Annotated in this window: 16 protein-coding genes; 6 read left to right on the forward strand and 10 right to left on the reverse strand. The window is 53.4% G+C overall.

Annotated elements, in window-relative coordinates; translation table 11 throughout:
* Positions 1-104: 104 nt before the first annotated feature.
* Positions 105-425: a type 1 fimbrial protein gene (locus ACOT0L_RS07655; protein ID WP_022647703.1), complete on the forward strand. Its 321-nt coding sequence runs from the start codon at positions 105-107 to the stop codon at positions 423-425.
* An 80-nt stretch (positions 426-505) separates the two neighbouring features.
* Positions 506-1,042 carry an O-acetyl-ADP-ribose deacetylase gene (ymdB, locus tag ACOT0L_RS07660; protein WP_022647704.1) on the forward strand — a complete coding sequence of 179 codons (537 nt, stop codon included), beginning with the start codon at positions 506-508 and terminating at the stop codon, positions 1,040-1,042.
* 41 nt (positions 1,043-1,083) lie between these two features.
* On the opposite strand, the gene mdoC is transcribed toward ymdB, so the two are convergent.
* Positions 1,084-2,223 carry a glucans biosynthesis protein MdoC gene (gene mdoC, locus ACOT0L_RS07665; protein ID WP_022647705.1) on the reverse strand — a complete coding sequence of 380 codons (1,140 nt, stop codon included), beginning with the start codon at positions 2,221-2,223 and terminating at the stop codon, positions 1,084-1,086.
* A gap of 255 nt (positions 2,224-2,478) precedes the next feature.
* On the opposite strand from mdoC, the gene mdoG reads away from it, so the two are divergent.
* The 3 genes from mdoG to ACOT0L_RS07680 all read left to right on the forward strand — a co-directional run bounded on the left by mdoG (position 2,479) and on the right by ACOT0L_RS07680 (position 6,865).
* Positions 2,479-4,032, forward strand: a complete 1,554-nt coding sequence (gene mdoG / locus ACOT0L_RS07670) for a glucans biosynthesis protein MdoG (RefSeq protein ID WP_032622136.1) — start codon at positions 2,479-2,481, stop codon at positions 4,030-4,032.
* A complete protein-coding gene (gene mdoH, locus ACOT0L_RS07675; protein ID WP_022647707.1) occupies positions 4,025-6,553 on the forward strand; it encodes a glucans biosynthesis glucosyltransferase MdoH in 2,529 nt (842 codons plus the stop codon). Before mdoG ends, mdoH begins: the two co-directional genes overlap by 8 nt.
* 84 nt (positions 6,554-6,637) lie before the next feature.
* Positions 6,638-6,865, forward strand: coding sequence for a YceK/YidQ family lipoprotein (locus ACOT0L_RS07680; protein ID WP_003858030.1), 228 nt, complete (start codon positions 6,638-6,640; stop codon positions 6,863-6,865).
* A gap of 7 nt (positions 6,866-6,872) precedes the next feature.
* On the opposite strand, the gene ACOT0L_RS07685 is transcribed toward ACOT0L_RS07680, so the two are convergent.
* The 3 genes from ACOT0L_RS07685 to ACOT0L_RS07695 form a co-directional block, all read right to left on the reverse strand.
* Complete coding sequence (locus ACOT0L_RS07685) at positions 6,873-7,247, reverse strand: MysB family protein (RefSeq protein WP_003858026.1); 375 nt, start codon at positions 7,245-7,247, stop codon at positions 6,873-6,875.
* 79 nt (positions 7,248-7,326) lie between these two features.
* On the reverse strand, positions 7,327-8,562 hold the full coding sequence (mdtG, locus tag ACOT0L_RS07690) for a multidrug efflux MFS transporter MdtG (RefSeq protein ID WP_126502932.1): 1,236 nt from the start codon (positions 8,560-8,562) through the stop codon (positions 7,327-7,329).
* A 141-nt stretch (positions 8,563-8,703) separates the two neighbouring features.
* Positions 8,704-9,630, reverse strand: a complete 927-nt coding sequence (locus tag ACOT0L_RS07695; RefSeq protein WP_032624488.1) for a Kdo(2)-lipid IV(A) acyltransferase — start codon at positions 9,628-9,630, stop codon at positions 8,704-8,706.
* Positions 9,631-9,848: 218 nt separating this feature from the next.
* Between ACOT0L_RS07695 and ACOT0L_RS07700 the strand changes: the two genes are divergently transcribed.
* A complete protein-coding gene (locus ACOT0L_RS07700; RefSeq protein ID WP_045307930.1) occupies positions 9,849-10,898 on the forward strand; it encodes a rhodanese-related sulfurtransferase in 1,050 nt (349 codons plus the stop codon).
* A 38-nt stretch (positions 10,899-10,936) separates the two neighbouring features.
* On the opposite strand, the gene ACOT0L_RS07705 is transcribed toward ACOT0L_RS07700, so the two are convergent.
* The 6 genes from ACOT0L_RS07705 to dinI all read right to left on the reverse strand — a co-directional run bounded on the left by ACOT0L_RS07705 (position 10,937) and on the right by dinI (position 14,481).
* Positions 10,937-11,515 (reverse strand): YceI family protein, encoded by a 579-nt coding sequence (locus tag ACOT0L_RS07705; protein WP_045307931.1) that lies wholly within the window; start codon positions 11,513-11,515, stop codon positions 10,937-10,939.
* Between the two features lies 1 nt (position 11,516).
* Positions 11,517-12,083 (reverse strand): cytochrome b, encoded by a 567-nt coding sequence (locus ACOT0L_RS07710; protein WP_022647712.1) that lies wholly within the window; start codon positions 12,081-12,083, stop codon positions 11,517-11,519.
* Positions 12,084-12,309: 226 nt separating this feature from the next.
* Positions 12,310-12,423 (reverse strand): YceO family protein, encoded by a 114-nt coding sequence (locus ACOT0L_RS07715; RefSeq protein WP_022647713.1) that lies wholly within the window; start codon positions 12,421-12,423, stop codon positions 12,310-12,312.
* 50 nt (positions 12,424-12,473) lie between these two features.
* Positions 12,474-13,592 carry an N-methyl-L-tryptophan oxidase gene (solA, locus tag ACOT0L_RS07720; protein WP_126502931.1) on the reverse strand — a complete coding sequence of 373 codons (1,119 nt, stop codon included), beginning with the start codon at positions 13,590-13,592 and terminating at the stop codon, positions 12,474-12,476.
* Between the two features lie 114 nt (positions 13,593-13,706).
* Positions 13,707-13,961: a biofilm formation regulator BssS gene (gene bssS / locus ACOT0L_RS07725; protein WP_023299782.1), complete on the reverse strand. Its 255-nt coding sequence runs from the start codon at positions 13,959-13,961 to the stop codon at positions 13,707-13,709.
* A 274-nt stretch (positions 13,962-14,235) separates the two neighbouring features.
* A complete protein-coding gene (gene dinI, locus ACOT0L_RS07730; RefSeq protein ID WP_063866349.1) occupies positions 14,236-14,481 on the reverse strand; it encodes a DNA damage-inducible protein I in 246 nt (81 codons plus the stop codon).
* Between the last annotated feature and the right edge of the window lie 66 nt (positions 14,482-14,547).

The raw sequence follows: 14,547 nt of genomic DNA on the forward strand, positions 1-14,547 counted from the left end.
GCTATGCTGATATCAAGAACCCAGCAAACGGGTTGCTTAAATTGATACGTCATAACGGAGCGTTTTTACCCCTCAAGGACGAATTTCATTGAGGAGTACAAATAATGTTCAAATCCGCAGCGTGTATTATTTCTGGTCTGGGACTGATCCTGTCCTCTTTTTTTTCTCCGGCTTATTCAGCAACTATAGAGAATGGTGGGGTGATTCATTTTCGTGGCGCGGTGGTCGCTGACCCGTGCGAAGTCACGCCCCGGCATCAGCAGTTTGCAATTTCCTGCCCGGAAAATAACCGTATGAAAACGCATACCATCAGTTATGACGAGGCGCTCCGGGGCCATCATCCTCACTCAGCGCTGGCCGCTGTCACCATGAAATACCTGAATGAAAAGAAAACGCTTGCGGTCGTTCAGGTGGATTACCGTTAATCGCCATTTTTTTCGCGACAGTTTTTCTCCTTCTCCCTCTGCGATACACTGATGAAAAAGGCGGGTTGCAGAGGGTGTTTATGAGACCGCAAATCGACGTTATTCATGGCGATATCACGACGGTGCACGTTGACGTGATCGTCAACGCAGCCAATTCCTCCCTCTTGGGTGGGGGCGGGGTGGATGGTGCCATTCACCGGGCCGCGGGCCCTCAGCTCCTTGAAGCATGCAAAACCGTGCGCCAGCAGCAGGGAGAGTGCCCGCCGGGGCATGCTGTTATTACGCTTGCGGGCGATCTCCCGGCCAAAGCGGTGATCCATACCGTTGGACCCGTCTGGCACGGTGGCGACCGCCATGAGGCTGAGATTCTGGAGCAGGCGTATCGTAACTGCCTGCGGCTTGCGGCAGATAACGGCTATAAGACCATGGCGTTCCCCGCCATTAGCACCGGGGTGTACGGTTATCCAAAGGAAGCGGCAGCTACGATCGCCGTGAATACCGTTTATCACTACCTTTCCCTCAAACCCATGCCGGAAAAAGTCATTTTTGTCTGTTTCGATGAGCACACCGCCGACCTGTATCAGCGGCTTTTGACCGCGCGCAGCCAGGCATTTTGATGTCTGAAAAGCAAAAACGGCGCTCTGGAGGCGCCGTTTTTTTATCCCGCTTTAACCTGAGGTTTGCCTGAGAACAGGAAACGCAAAAGCGGGATCCGCAGGTGGATTTCATACAACACGATGGCAATGCCAACCACAAAGACCAGACCGGTGAAGAAGCCCAGCGCATTCGATTTGATATGCGGCGTAATGTACGCCCCGAAAAACAGCGTCAGCGGATGGTGGACCAGGTAGATAAACAGTGAAGCATTAACGAAATAGGTGACGCGACTTGATTTAAAATTCAGCAGACGATGGCCAAGGGCGAACACCACGTTAACCATCCACAGGCCCATCAGCATCGTTATCACGCTCTCTGTCTCATACATCCACGCGTCCCCGCTGCCAAAGCGCTGATTGAGAAGATAGGCGGCAAAGGCCAGCGCAGCACCCACCGCACACCAGGGGGAGGGGGTGGTAAACAGCGCTTTAAGCCGGGGATGAATAAATGCCAGCGCCCCAATCAGGAAGAAGGGGATGTAGAACAGGGTCTGCATCACCACGAAATTAAACAGCCCATCGCTCAGAATGGGAGGGTAGACAATGAGTAGCGTACGCCTGACGGCGGCATACGCGACCCCCAGCGCAAGAAACAGCAGCGACAGCTTGCCCAGGGTGATGTTGGCGAAGAAGGTCGAGGTTGCGGCGCTCGCGCGCTGGCGAAGTTGACTGAAGATCAGCAAACTCACCGTGGTTAGCACCACCAGTACCAGCAGGAACCAGAGGTGGGAAATCAGCTCCCAGACCAGGGTGTTGTATTTCTCATAGAACGAGAGATTAGGCCAGTTTTCCGCCTTGCCTTTAACATGCTGCAACATGATGAACTGCGGCAGCGTCAGCAGCGGAATGGCCGTCAACATTGGTATGCCCACGCGCTCCACGCGCACTTTCCACCACCGCTTGAGGGGATAGCGCAAGAAGAGCATGTAAGAGAAATAGCCTGAAATGACGAAAAACACCTGCATGCGGAAGGCATGGATAAAATCATTGAACAGCGTCAGCCACCAGGAGGGCATCTGGCTGTTCACATGCCAGGTGTGGCTGGAATAGATCAGTGAAATATGAAAAGGGATCCCCAATAGCATGAGCCATGCGCGGATCGAGTCGAGGAAATATTCACGTTGTACAGGGGTTGTGCTCATATAACTTTGCGCATTCTCAGACTTTTCGCCTTATCCCTAAGGCTCATAATGGTTACATTCGGAGCCAACCCTACACCAAGACCGACACCCTGTCTCCAGGATAAGCACGCAAAGTGAAAAGCGGGTTCTTTCATTTGCTTAATCCATGAGCCAGCGAGCTGAACAAAGCAGTGATAATGTTGTCGGATTGCCTGAGTTTCCATTAAAATGGATCGGATCGATATAAGCACACAAAGGGGGAAGTGCTTACTTATTATGAAACATAAACCACAAATGATGAAAATGCGTTGGTTGGGTGTAGCAGTGCTGTTGTCACTGTATACCTCATCTGCACTGGCCTTTAACATCGATGATGTCGCAAAACAGGCTAAATCGATGGCGGGCAAGAGCTACGAAGCGCCAAAAAGTAACCTGCCCTCCGTTTTCCGCGACATGAAATACGCGGACTATCAGCAGATCCAGTTCAATCACGATAAAGCGTACTGGAACAATATTAAAACCCCGTTCAAGCTTGAATTTTACCACCAGGGTATGTACTTCGACACGCCGGTTGCCATCAATGAAGTGACGGCGACCGCGGTACGTAAAATCAAGTACAGCCCGGATTATTTCAATTTTGGCGATGTGCAACACGATAAAGACACGGTGAAAGACCTCGGCTTCGCAGGCTTCAAGGTGCTTTACCCGATTAACAGCAAAGATAAAAACGACGAAATCGTCAGCATGCTTGGCGCCAGCTACTTCCGCGTGATTGGCGCGGGGCAGGTATACGGGCTTTCTGCGCGCGGTCTGGCAATTGATACCGCGCTGCCATCAGGTGAAGAATTTCCACGTTTTCGCGAGTTCTGGATCGAACGTCCAAAACCAACCGACAAACGTCTGACAATTTATGCGCTGCTGGACTCCCCTCGTGCGACAGGCGCTTATCGCTTCGTGATCATGCCAGGGCGTGACACGGTGGTTGACGTGCAGTCTAAAGTTTACCTGCGCGATAAAGTGGGCAAACTGGGCGTCGCGCCGCTGACCAGCATGTTCCTGTTCGGGCCGAATCAGCCGTCTCCGGCGACTAACTTCCGCCCTCAACTGCATGATTCTAATGGCCTTTCCATTCATGCTGGTAACGGCGAGTGGATCTGGCGTCCGCTGAACAACCCGAAACACCTCGCCGTCAGCAGCTTTGCGATGGAAAACCCGCAGGGCTTTGGTCTGCTGCAACGTGGCCGTCAGTTCTCCCGCTTTGAAGATCTGGACGACCGCTACGATCTGCGCCCAAGCGCCTGGGTTACACCGAAAGGCGACTGGGGTAAAGGCAAGGTTGAGTTGGTTGAAATTCCAACCAATGATGAAACCAACGATAACATCGTGGCGTACTGGACACCGGATCAGCTGCCTGAAGCCGGTAAAGAGATGAACTTCAAGTATGCGATCACCTTCAGCCGTGACGAAGACAAACTGCACGCACCGGATAACGCGTATGTGATGCAGACGCGTCGTTCTACGGGGGACGTGAAGCAGTCCAACCTGATTCGTCAGCCGGATGGCACGCTGGCATTTATCGTGGACTTCACCGGGCAGGATATGAAAAAACTGGCGCCGGATACTGCCGTGACGGCACAGGCCAGCATTGGCGATAACGGTGAAATCGTTGAGAACGCCGTGCGTTACAATCCGGTCACCAAAGGGTGGCGTTTGACCCTGCGCGTGAAGGTGAAAGATCCGAAACAGACCACTGAAATGCGCGCCGCGCTGGTCAGTAACGATAAGCCGCTGAGTGAAACCTGGAGCTATCAGCTACCTGCCAATGAATAATACATCTGAATATATTGATGCCATGCCGCTAACGGACATTGAAAAAGCGGCACTCCCTGCGAGCGACATCCGCGCGGTTCACACCGCGCTGGATGGTGAACATCGTCACTTTTCCCGTGATGATGATACGCCGCTGGGGTCAGTGAAGGCACGTCTGGAGCAGGCATGGCCAGACTCGCTGGCAGAAGGGCAGTTAATCAAGGATGACGAAGGGCGTGACCAGCTACAGGCGATGCCGAAGGCCACGCGTTCCTCTATGTTCCCCGATCCGTGGCGCACCAACCCGGTGGGTCGCTTCTGGGATCGCCTGCGTGGACGTGACGTGACGCCGCGCTATCTGTCACGTCTCACCAAAGAACAGCAGGCGTCCGAGCAGAAATGGCGTACCGTGGGAACGATTCGTCGTTACATTCTGCTGCTGCTGACGCTGGCACAGACGGTTGTCGCCACCTGGTACATGAAAACTATTCTGCCGTACCAGGGCTGGGCATTGATTAACCCTGCTGACATGATTGGCCAGGATATCTGGGTCTCCTTCATGCAGCTGCTGCCGTATATTTTACAGAGCGGCATCCTTCTGCTGTTCGCCGTGCTGTTCTGTTGGGTCTCCGCCGGGTTCTGGACGGCGCTGATGGGCTTCCTGCAACTGCTGATGGGGCGTGACAAATACAGCATTTCCGCGTCGACGGTCGGGGATGAACCCCTCAATCCTGAGCACCGTACCGCGCTGATCATGCCTATCTGTAACGAAGATGTTGACCGCGTATTCGCCGGGCTGCGTGCCACCTGGGAGTCCGTAAAGGCGACCGGTAACGCGGCGCATTTCGACGTCTACATCCTGAGCGACAGCTACAACCCGGATATCTGCGTGGCAGAGCAAAAAGCCTGGATGGAGCTGATTGCTGAAGTGCAGGGCGAAGGGCAGATCTTCTACCGTCGTCGTCGTCGTCGTGTTAAGCGTAAGAGCGGGAACATCGATGACTTCTGCCGTCGTTGGGGTAACCAGTACAGCTACATGGTGGTACTGGATGCGGACTCCGTGATGAGCGGCGACTGCCTGAGCGGGCTGGTCCGTCTGATGGAAGCCAATCCGAACGCGGGTATTATTCAGTCCTCGCCAAAAGCGTCCGGTATGGACACGCTGTATGCGCGCTGCCAGCAGTTTGCGACCCGCGTCTACGGGCCGCTGTTTACTGCCGGTCTGCACTTCTGGCAGCTGGGTGAATCTCACTACTGGGGCCACAACGCCATTATCCGCGTGAAGCCATTCATTGAGCACTGCGCCCTGGCGCCGCTGCCGGGTGAAGGATCGTTTGCCGGGTCCATTCTGTCGCATGACTTTGTGGAAGCCGCGCTGATGCGTCGCGCAGGGTGGGGCGTCTGGATTGCCTACGATCTGCCGGGCTCGTATGAAGAGCTGCCGCCGAACCTGCTGGATGAGCTTAAGCGCGACCGCCGCTGGTGTCACGGTAACCTGATGAACTTCCGCCTGTTTCTGGTGAAGGGGATGCACCCTGTTCACCGTGCGGTGTTCCTGACGGGCGTCATGTCCTATCTGTCTGCGCCGCTGTGGTTTATGTTCCTGGCACTCTCGACCGCGTTGCAGGTTGTGCATGCCCTGACGGAGCCGCAGTACTTCCTGCAACCGCGCCAGCTGTTCCCGGTGTGGCCGCAGTGGCGTCCGGAGCTGGCGATTGCGCTGTTCGCGTCGACCATGGTGCTGCTGTTCCTGCCTAAGCTGCTCAGTATCATTCTGATCTGGTGTAAAGGTTCGAAGGAGTACGGTGGTTTCTGCCGCGTAACCCTTTCACTGCTGCTGGAAGTGCTGTTCTCGGTCCTGCTGGCACCGGTGCGTATGCTGTTCCACACGGTATTCGTGGTGAGCGCGTTCCTGGGATGGGAAGTGGTGTGGAATTCACCGCAGCGTGACGATGACTCTACGCCATGGAGTGAAGCCTTTATGCGCCACGGCTCTCAGCTACTGCTGGGCCTGGTGTGGGCCGTTGGTATGGCCTGGCTGGATCTGCGTTTCCTGTTCTGGCTGGCGCCAATCGTCTTCTCGCTGATCCTGTCGCCATTTGTGTCGGTGATCTCCAGCCGTTCTACGGTGGGCCTGCGTACCAAACGCTGGAAGCTGTTCCTGATCCCGGAAGAGTATTCTCCGCCGCAGGTGCTGGTGGATACCGATACCTATCTGGAGCAGAACCGCAAACGCACGCTGGATGATGGCTTTATGCACGCCGTGTTTAACCCGTCATTCAACGCGCTGGCAACCGCGATGGCGACTGCGCGTCACCGCGCCAGCCAGGTGCTGGAGATCGCCCGCGATCGCCACGTTGAGCAGGCGCTGAACGAGACGCCAGAAAAGCTTAACCGCGACCGTCGTCTGGTGCTGTTGAGCGATCCGGTGACGATGGCACGGCTTCACTACCGCGTGTGGACTTCTCCGGAGAGATACTCTTCGTGGGTGAACTACTACAAGGACGTGAAGCTGAATCCGCTGGCCCTGAAGACGAAGTAAGTTGTTAAGTAGGGCGGGTAAGCGAAGCGCCACCCGCCAAATAAAATACCGGCTGTGAGGCCGGTATTTTTTTAGAGGTCAGAAATGAAAGTAATCATCGTCGTCATGATGGCATGCCTGCTCAGCGGCTGCGGCAGCATTATCAGCCGCACCATCCCCGGACAGGGCCACGGGAATCAGTACTACCCCGGCGTACAGTGGGATGTCCGCGATTCCGCATGGCGCTATCTCACCGTGCTCGATCTGCCGTTTTCACTCATTTTCGACACGCTACTGCTGCCCATCGATGCCAGCCACGGCCCTTACGAGTAACGAGAGCTTATCGCTCATCCCATTCATCCGCTGCGGCCTGACCCTCTTCGGTATCCAGCGGCGGTTCGAGCTGAAACTCACCTTCATCCCATTCATGCAGCGTATTTTCTTCCAGCCACTCCTGACGTAACTCAATTTCGTCATAGTCGCCGTCGAATACCGCCTGCGCACCTTCACCACTCAGTATCGGCAGACATTCTCCGTCTTCACCTTCATCAGCAAAGAATTCGGCCTGCCACATAATATCGCCGTCCTGTAGGACGTATTTTTGGATATTGAGTTGTTGCACGTCAGCATCTTCTTCCTCAATGCCGGGATTATCGGCGAGGAACTCTTCGCGAGCGGCATCGATAGCTTCTTCCAGCGTGGCGTACATGGTCATTGGTGTCTCCCTGTTTTTCGTGAAGGTATTCAGGGAAAGAATAGCTGATTATGTGATTTTGCAAGTATGAATGCGAAAATTAGCCGTCACGATGTTGTGTTATGCGCGCCGGGCGTAGCGCCCGGGATAAGCTGAGCCACGAATAAACAGCGTTGAACAGCACGACGCCTGCCGTCACGATAAAGACCGCCCGGAAACCGAAACTGGCCGAAACCCCCGCGCCGACCAGCGGCCCGGTGACGTTACCCAGATCGCGAAACGACTGGTTGTAGCTGAAAATACGCCCGGCAATCTGGTTGGTGGAGTTATAAACCAGCAGCGTCTGCACCGCCGGAAGCAACGCGCCGTCCGCTGCGCCCAGCAGAAAGCGCAACACGCCGAGCTGCCACGGTGAGTTCACCATCGACATGGGGATCAGCAGCAGGACGGAGAGGATCAGGGCGCAGATCAGAATTTTCTCCGGGCCGATGCGATCGCCCAGCTTGCCGAGCCGCGGCGCGCTCAGCAACGCGGCCACGCCGGGAACAGAGGCGATCACGCCGCTGATAAAGGCGATATTGCTGACGTTGCCGGCCAGGTCGCGGACATAGAGCGTCAGAATAGGCGCGATTGAACCGGTGGCCACCTGAATAATCATGGTGGTCACAAACAGGCTCAGCACCAGCTTTGGGTTTTTCAGCGAGGCCAGCACATCCCGGGCGTGCAGCATCTCTTTTTTGGCTACCGGCGTGAAATTCTCGCGGATGCAGATAAGCGTCACGAGGAAGCAGAGGAACAGCACGCTGGCGGTAATGAAGAATACCGGCCGCAGTCCGTAATGGTCGGCCAGCAGCCCGCCCGCCAGCGGACCCAGCAGTGCGCCGCTTACGCCGCCAGTGGAGAGCGTACCCAATGCCCAGCCGCTTTTATGGCGTGGGATTTGGGTTGCGATCAGGGCGTTGGCATTGGGGATAAATCCCCCGAGCAGACCCAGAAGCGCGCGTAATATCAGGAACTGCCAGACATTCTGCGCCACCCCCATCAACAGCATTATGATCGCCATGCCGAGCGCGGAGCGCAGCAGCATAATTTTGCGGCCTTTGCGATCCGCAAGCCCACCCCAGAAAGGCGACGCAATGGCGGAGAACAGGAACGTAATGCTGAACACCAGGCCGGACCACATATTCAGTGCGCTATGGCCGGTGACGCCGAGCTGTTCAACGTAGAGGGGCAGGAAGGGCATTACCAGGCTAAAGGCGGCGCCAGTAAGAAAACAACCCAGCCATGCAACCGTCAGGTTGCGTTTCCAGTTTATGGGAGCATCTGTGGAGGACATAACTATCCGCATAATGAGGTGCAGGGCACCGTGACCAGTGAGGTAATAAGCCTGCTAATTATGCGCCTGGGGTATGATTGCCGCAATGACGGGGAGCTTTTAAAGCTAAAACAGCTTGCGGCCCGGAAGACCGCATGCAGATTAATAACGAGAAGGGACGCCCTGAGGCCGGGTTTTGAAGCGGCGATGCAGCCACATGTACTGCTCGGGAGCGAGCATAATGCATTTCTCCACAATGCCGTTCATCCAGCGCGCGGTGGTTTCTGCATCATCCAGTGGCGGCGTGAGTTCCGGCTCCAGCATGATGAGCTGATAGCCTGAACCGTCTGGTTTACGGCGCGGTACAAACGGCACGATAGCCGCTTTGGACATCCGCGCCAGCATCCAGGTCCCGGTGGTTGTCGCCGCATCTTCCACCGCAAAGAACGGGACAAACACGCTGGATTGCGGGCCATAGTCATGATCCGGGGCATACCAGACCACTTCACCTGATTTGAGGGCGCGGATCATCCCTTTAAGGTCTTTGCGGTCGATCATGCTTTTGTTGGAGCGCATGCGTCCGTTGGTCTGGATCAAATCGATCACCGGATTATCGTTGGGACGATAAACGCCAATACCCGGCGCCTGCATGCCGAACATGCGTGCGCCAATTTCGAGCGTCAGGAAATGAACGCCAATCAGCAGGACGCCAGTCTGGTTGGCCTGGAGATTATGCACCGGATCCATGCCGGTTCCGGCCACTTCCGTCCAGCGCGCCATGCGCTTATCCGACCAGAACCAGGCCATACCGGTCTCCATCAGTCCCATGCCGACAGATTCGAAGTTTTTAACCACCATGTCGTGACGCTCAGATTCGCTCATCTGAGGAAAGCAAAGCTCAAGATTTCGATACGCGATCCTGGCGCGACGCTTCATAAATTGTTGAGCAATGCGGCCCAGTCCTTTACCCATGCGGAAAATTACGGGATAAGGCAGCTGTACAATTAGCCACAACAAGCCAATGCCTGACCATGTTAACCAATAGCGTGGGTGTAAAAGCGCGGCAGTAAATTTCGGTAACTGGGTCATGTCTGTCCTGTGTTCTAACGTCCTGAAGGGCTATTGTCTCATTTTTTGAGGCATAGCCAAAATGTCTGTCATCGAAACATGAAAGAATATGCAAGTGTTAAGTCTGATTAATCAGGTTGACTGAAATGTAGCGTAAATTGTGTGGATGTAAATTGTCTTTGTTTGCTATATCATGCCGACCGATTTTTATTTCTCAACGATTGCAGGACTTGTACACCATGCCAGTGTTACACAACCGCGTTTCGAATGAGATGTTGAAAGCGCGTATGTTGGCCGAAACCGAACCGCGCACAACGATCTCTTTCTATAAATATTTTACCATCAACGATCCACAGGCGACCCGCGATGCGCTTTACCAGTCTTTCACCGCCCTGAACGTGTTTGGTCGCGTCTATCTGGCGCGTGAGGGTATTAACGCGCAGATCAGCGTGCCGGAAAGCAAAGTCAGCGCCTTCCGCGATTTCCTTTATGGTTTTGATCCGGCGCTTAACGGCTTACGCCTGAACATTGCGCTGGATGATGACGGCAAATCGTTCTGGGTGCTGCGCATGAAGGTGCGTGAGCGTATTGTGGCGGATGGCATCGACGATCCGAACTTCAATGCCGCTAATGTGGGGGAGTACCTCAAGGCCGCTGAAGTGAACGCGATGCTCGACGATCCGGATGCAGTGTTCATCGATATGCGTAACCACTACGAATATGAAGTGGGCCACTTCGAGAATGCGATGGAAATTCCTGCCGACACTTTCCGCGAACAGCTGCCGAAAGCGGTTGAGATGATGCAGGAGCATAAAGACAAAAAGATCGTTATGTATTGCACCGGGGGGATCCGCTGCGAAAAAGCCAGTGCCTGGATGAAACACAACGGTTTTAATAAAGTCTGGCATATTGAGGGTGGGATCATTGAATATGCCCGCCGCGCCCGCGAGCAGGGGTTACCGGTGCGTTTTATCGGTAAAAACTTTGTGTTTGATGAGCGTATGGGCGAGCGAATTTCAGAGGACGTAATCGCTCACTGCCACCAGTGCGGTACGCCGTGCGACACGCATACCAACTGCAAAAACGACGGTTGTCATCTTCTGTTTATTCAGTGTCCTGCATGTGCCGAGAAGTTTAATGGCTGCTGTAGCGAGCTGTGCAGTGAAGAGAGTATCCTGCCTGAAGAAGAGCAACGTCGTCGCCGTGCCGGGCGCGAGAACGGGAATAAGATCTTTAATAAATCCCGGGGCCGACTGAATACCAAACTGGGTATTCCGGACCCGGAGTAAAACATTGCCCGGCGGCGTAAAAGCCTGCCGGGCCTGTTTTATGACTTCTGCTGAACGCCTTCCACCGAAATAATCAGCTCTACATCCTGCGATGCCGGTCCTAAATCTGTGGTGATATTAAAATCTTTCAGATGAATTTTGCCGGCGGCTTCAAAGCCAGCACGTTTTCCGCCCCACGGATCGTCGCCCTGGCCGATTAATTTCGCATCCAGTGTTACCGGTTTTGTTACGCCGTTCAGCGTAAGATTACCGGTAATAGCGAGCTTATCACCGTCTTTCTTCACTTCTGTCGACGCGAAAGTAGCTTGCGGGAATTTGCCTACGTTCAGGAATTCAGCGCTGCGCAGATGTTTATCACGCTCGGCGTGATTAGTGTCGACGCTGTTAGTATTAATGGTGACGTTTACTTTATCGGCAGCAGGGTTTTTCTCGTCGAAACTAAATGTGCCATCGAAATCACTGAACGTACCATATAACCAGCTGTAACCCAGATGCTGAATACGGAAATTGACGAAGGCATGCTGGCCTTCTTTATCAATTTTATAGTCGGCGGCAATGGCCGAACCGGTGGTAAATAACAGCGAACCTAATGCGATACCCAACAGGCGTTTTTTCATTTTATGCTCCAGAGTCAACTGACGAACGGCCAAGCATGCGCTTCAGCGTATCGTCTTTATCGATAAAGTGGTGTTTCAGGGCCGCAAGGCCATGCAGAACAGACAGGATCACCACGCTCCATGCCAGCCACAGATGAACCACACCTGCGGTGTCAGCCTGTGAACCGGCGTCAGCCAGCGTGGCAGGGACGTCAAAGAGCCCAAACACGCTGATCGGTTTGCCGTCTGCGGTCGAAATGAGATAACCGCTGATCAGAATGGCGAACAGCAGGGCATAGAGTGCGATATGTGCGCCAACAGCGCTTATGCGGGTAAGACGGCCATGGCTTTTGGGGGCTGGAGGGGGCGGAGAGAGATGTCGCCAGATCACGCGAAAAACCAGACCCATCATCAGCAGAACCCCAATGCTTTTGTGCAATTCAGGGGCCTGATGATACCAACCGTCATAATAGCTTAATGTCACCATCCAGAGGCCGAGACCAAACATGGCATAGACAGCAAGTGCAAATAGCCAGTGTAAACACATGGATATTATTCCGTAGCGGCTGGAGGAGTTACGCCATTGCATATGAATTTCCGTTCTCAAATGTCTGAGCAATAAAAATGGCCGGATTAATTAAATAATGCAACTGAAAAAAAGGAATAATGTTATTTAGTTATTTTATTTCAGCGAATTTGAATGTGTTTCCGCAATGTATTTCAATCGCTTCGTTCAATAAATTTGAGATGACTTTTTATAAAAACTATAAGTTAAATAAGTTTAAAGGAGTGTCAATAAACGTCAGTGATGGTTTTCAGAAGAATACAATAAAGATGACGTCAACAATCGCCAGCAGCGACCAAAGGACAATGTAGAGCATGAAATGCTCGCGGATGTTATTGATAAGGTAATTCACCAGTCTGCGCATCATGATCCTCTCGCAAATCAGGCTCCGGTTATTCGGAGCCTGTAGCGGTATTATCGGCTAAAGCGCGAGAGCGCGAAGGGTTTGAGATCAAACGAAGGCGCAATCCCCTGAGCAAACTGGGCGGCGATTTCACCTAACACAGAGGCAAATTTAAACCCGTGACCGCTGAGCCCGGTTACGATCAGGGTGTTGTCGTGCCCAGGCAAGGTGTCGATGATGAAGTCTTCATCTGGCGTATTGTCGTAGGTGCACGCTGCGCCATAAAGCAACCCGCCTACGCCCGGCAGAATATTACGCAGGAACGTGAAGGCTTCGGAACCATCCTGCGGATAGGCTCCGTACGGCTTGCGTTCTTCCGCAGAGGAAATTACCTGTCCGCCGTTATGTTTGCCAATCTTGAGCGCGTCTTTTTCCGAGGGGAAACCGTAGTACTGGTCGCCATTAGGTAACTCGCCCGTGAACGCCGGGAATTTGTTCTGGCTGCTGTAACGCCCGTCAGACTGGAACCAGGAGAAGACTTTGCGTACCGGCTGGATGGGCAGATCCGGCAGCAGTTTCGTCACCCACGTTCCCGCACTCACCAGCAGGCGCGTGGCGGTATATTCACCTTCAGACGTGGTGACGGTTGAACCCCCGGCATGGTGGGTGATACCCGTGACCGGACAGTTAAACAACTGTGCGCAGCCCGCTTTGGCGGCGAGATCAATCCAGGTCTTAATGGCCGTTTCGCTGTGCAGTACCCCGGAATTGGCTTCAAACAATCCAATGTAGTCTTCAGGGACAGAAATTTCCGGCCAGCGCGCCATTATGTCGTTCGCATCCAGACGCTCAACGTCCAGACGGTAGGCTTTCGCGCTCTCCTCGACATTCGCCAGAAACGTGGAGTTGGCGGGCCCCAGATTAATAACCCCGGTGCGCTCAAAAATGCGTTCTTCGGTGAGTGCGGCCAGCTCATCCCACAGCGTCTGAGCCCGAAGCACCAGCGGTACATAGCGCTCACCTTCGCCGTAAGCGTGACGGATAAGACGGGTATCGCCGTGATGGCTTCCTTCAGAATGAGGGGGATGGTGGGCGTCAATCATCAGCACATTCAGACCCGCCTGCGTAGCGTAATAACCGGCTGCAGATCCAACGGAGCCGCTTCCGATAATGATCAAATCGTATTTCATAGGCTTCTCTTTACTAACGCTTTGTTAGCAGAGTAATTAACTATGTGGGCTTATACAAGAACGAAATAAATAAGGCACCGCGAGGGTGCCTGTTGAGGGAAAAGGGGCATAAGGTCAATGCCGTTTATACTCATTTTCCTGGTAGTCGCCAGATTCTATTTTTGCGATGCCTGCTTCCAAAATAGAAATAAACTGACGGGCGACGTCTGTTGTAAGCCACAGCGTCTGTCCAACTTCCGCTTCGTCACGGTTTAGCTGATTCGGGGTCTGGTAGTGCAAACGCAGCATCAGCGCATCGTAGCTGTCTACGGTGCTGATATCCCAGCCAACGAGTGGATGGGTCTGGATGACTTCATTATTCTTTTCCATTATAACCCCCTTAATGCGTGTTAGAAGACAACGACTTTGAGGTTCAATGCATGTTTTTCTGAAAGCTTTTTCAGTATATCAATTAATAAGGGTTCCGCAGGAAAAAATAAACGGGTAGCAACACATTTTTCTGCTTTTTAGGATTGTTCGAACAATAAAACGTCATCTTGTTCACGATTTTCTAAGAAGATACTGAAATATTTTGAACTTACAGGAGACGAAACGAAAAAAAGCCGGGGCGACCCGGCAAAAAAACACAATGAGGGAGCAAATTTTAATCAGTGATAAACCAGTCGTCGGCGCTTTCCCATGTTTCCTGCAAAATTTCGCTGATGCGGTCTTTGTCTTCTTTCGCGCCGCCGATGACGGAAAGATGGTTTGCCGTTGCATAACGTACCGTTACGGCGCCATCGTTTTCAGGAAAAGTGCTGTTAATACGTCGGGATAGCTCACCCGCCAGAGCGTCGAGTGCGCCAGCAGGCAGGACGGTGGTTTTGGCAATGGTGACTTCAATACGCATAAATGCCCCCTGTGTAATATACTGTTTATTTATACAGTTATATTGGCGGTTCGACAACAGGGGGAT

Source organism: Enterobacter cloacae complex sp. XAL002, from assembly GCF_049236805.1.
Lineage (GTDB): Bacteria > Pseudomonadota > Gammaproteobacteria > Enterobacterales > Enterobacteriaceae > Enterobacter > Enterobacter intestinihominis.

Coding starts and splice junctions, on each gene's coding strand:
- ACOT0L_RS07655 (WP_022647703.1), top strand. CDS start 105: ATGTTCAAATCCGCAGCGTGTATTATTTCTGGTCTGGGACTGATCCTG.
- ymdB (WP_022647704.1), top strand. CDS start 506: ATGAGACCGCAAATCGACGTTATTCATGGCGATATCACGACGGTGCAC.
- mdoC (WP_022647705.1), bottom strand. CDS start 2,223: ATGAGCACAACCCCTGTACAACGTGAATATTTCCTCGACTCGATCCGC.
- mdoG (WP_032622136.1), top strand. CDS start 2,479: ATGAAACATAAACCACAAATGATGAAAATGCGTTGGTTGGGTGTAGCA.
- mdoH (WP_022647707.1), top strand. CDS start 4,025: ATGAATAATACATCTGAATATATTGATGCCATGCCGCTAACGGACATT.
- ACOT0L_RS07680 (WP_003858030.1), top strand. CDS start 6,638: ATGAAAGTAATCATCGTCGTCATGATGGCATGCCTGCTCAGCGGCTGC.
- ACOT0L_RS07685 (WP_003858026.1), bottom strand. CDS start 7,247: ATGACCATGTACGCCACGCTGGAAGAAGCTATCGATGCCGCTCGCGAA.
- mdtG (WP_126502932.1), bottom strand. CDS start 8,562: ATGTCCTCCACAGATGCTCCCATAAACTGGAAACGCAACCTGACGGTT.
- ACOT0L_RS07695 (WP_032624488.1), bottom strand. CDS start 9,630: ATGACCCAGTTACCGAAATTTACTGCCGCGCTTTTACACCCACGCTAT.
- ACOT0L_RS07700 (WP_045307930.1), top strand. CDS start 9,849: ATGCCAGTGTTACACAACCGCGTTTCGAATGAGATGTTGAAAGCGCGT.
- ACOT0L_RS07705 (WP_045307931.1), bottom strand. CDS start 11,515: ATGAAAAAACGCCTGTTGGGTATCGCATTAGGTTCGCTGTTATTTACC.
- ACOT0L_RS07710 (WP_022647712.1), bottom strand. CDS start 12,083: ATGCAATGGCGTAACTCCTCCAGCCGCTACGGAATAATATCCATGTGT.
- ACOT0L_RS07715 (WP_022647713.1), bottom strand. CDS start 12,423: ATGCGCAGACTGGTGAATTACCTTATCAATAACATCCGCGAGCATTTC.
- solA (WP_126502931.1), bottom strand. CDS start 13,592: ATGAAATACGATTTGATCATTATCGGAAGCGGCTCCGTTGGATCTGCA.
- bssS (WP_023299782.1), bottom strand. CDS start 13,961: ATGGAAAAGAATAATGAAGTCATCCAGACCCATCCACTCGTTGGCTGG.
- dinI (WP_063866349.1), bottom strand. CDS start 14,481: ATGCGTATTGAAGTCACCATTGCCAAAACCACCGTCCTGCCTGCTGGC.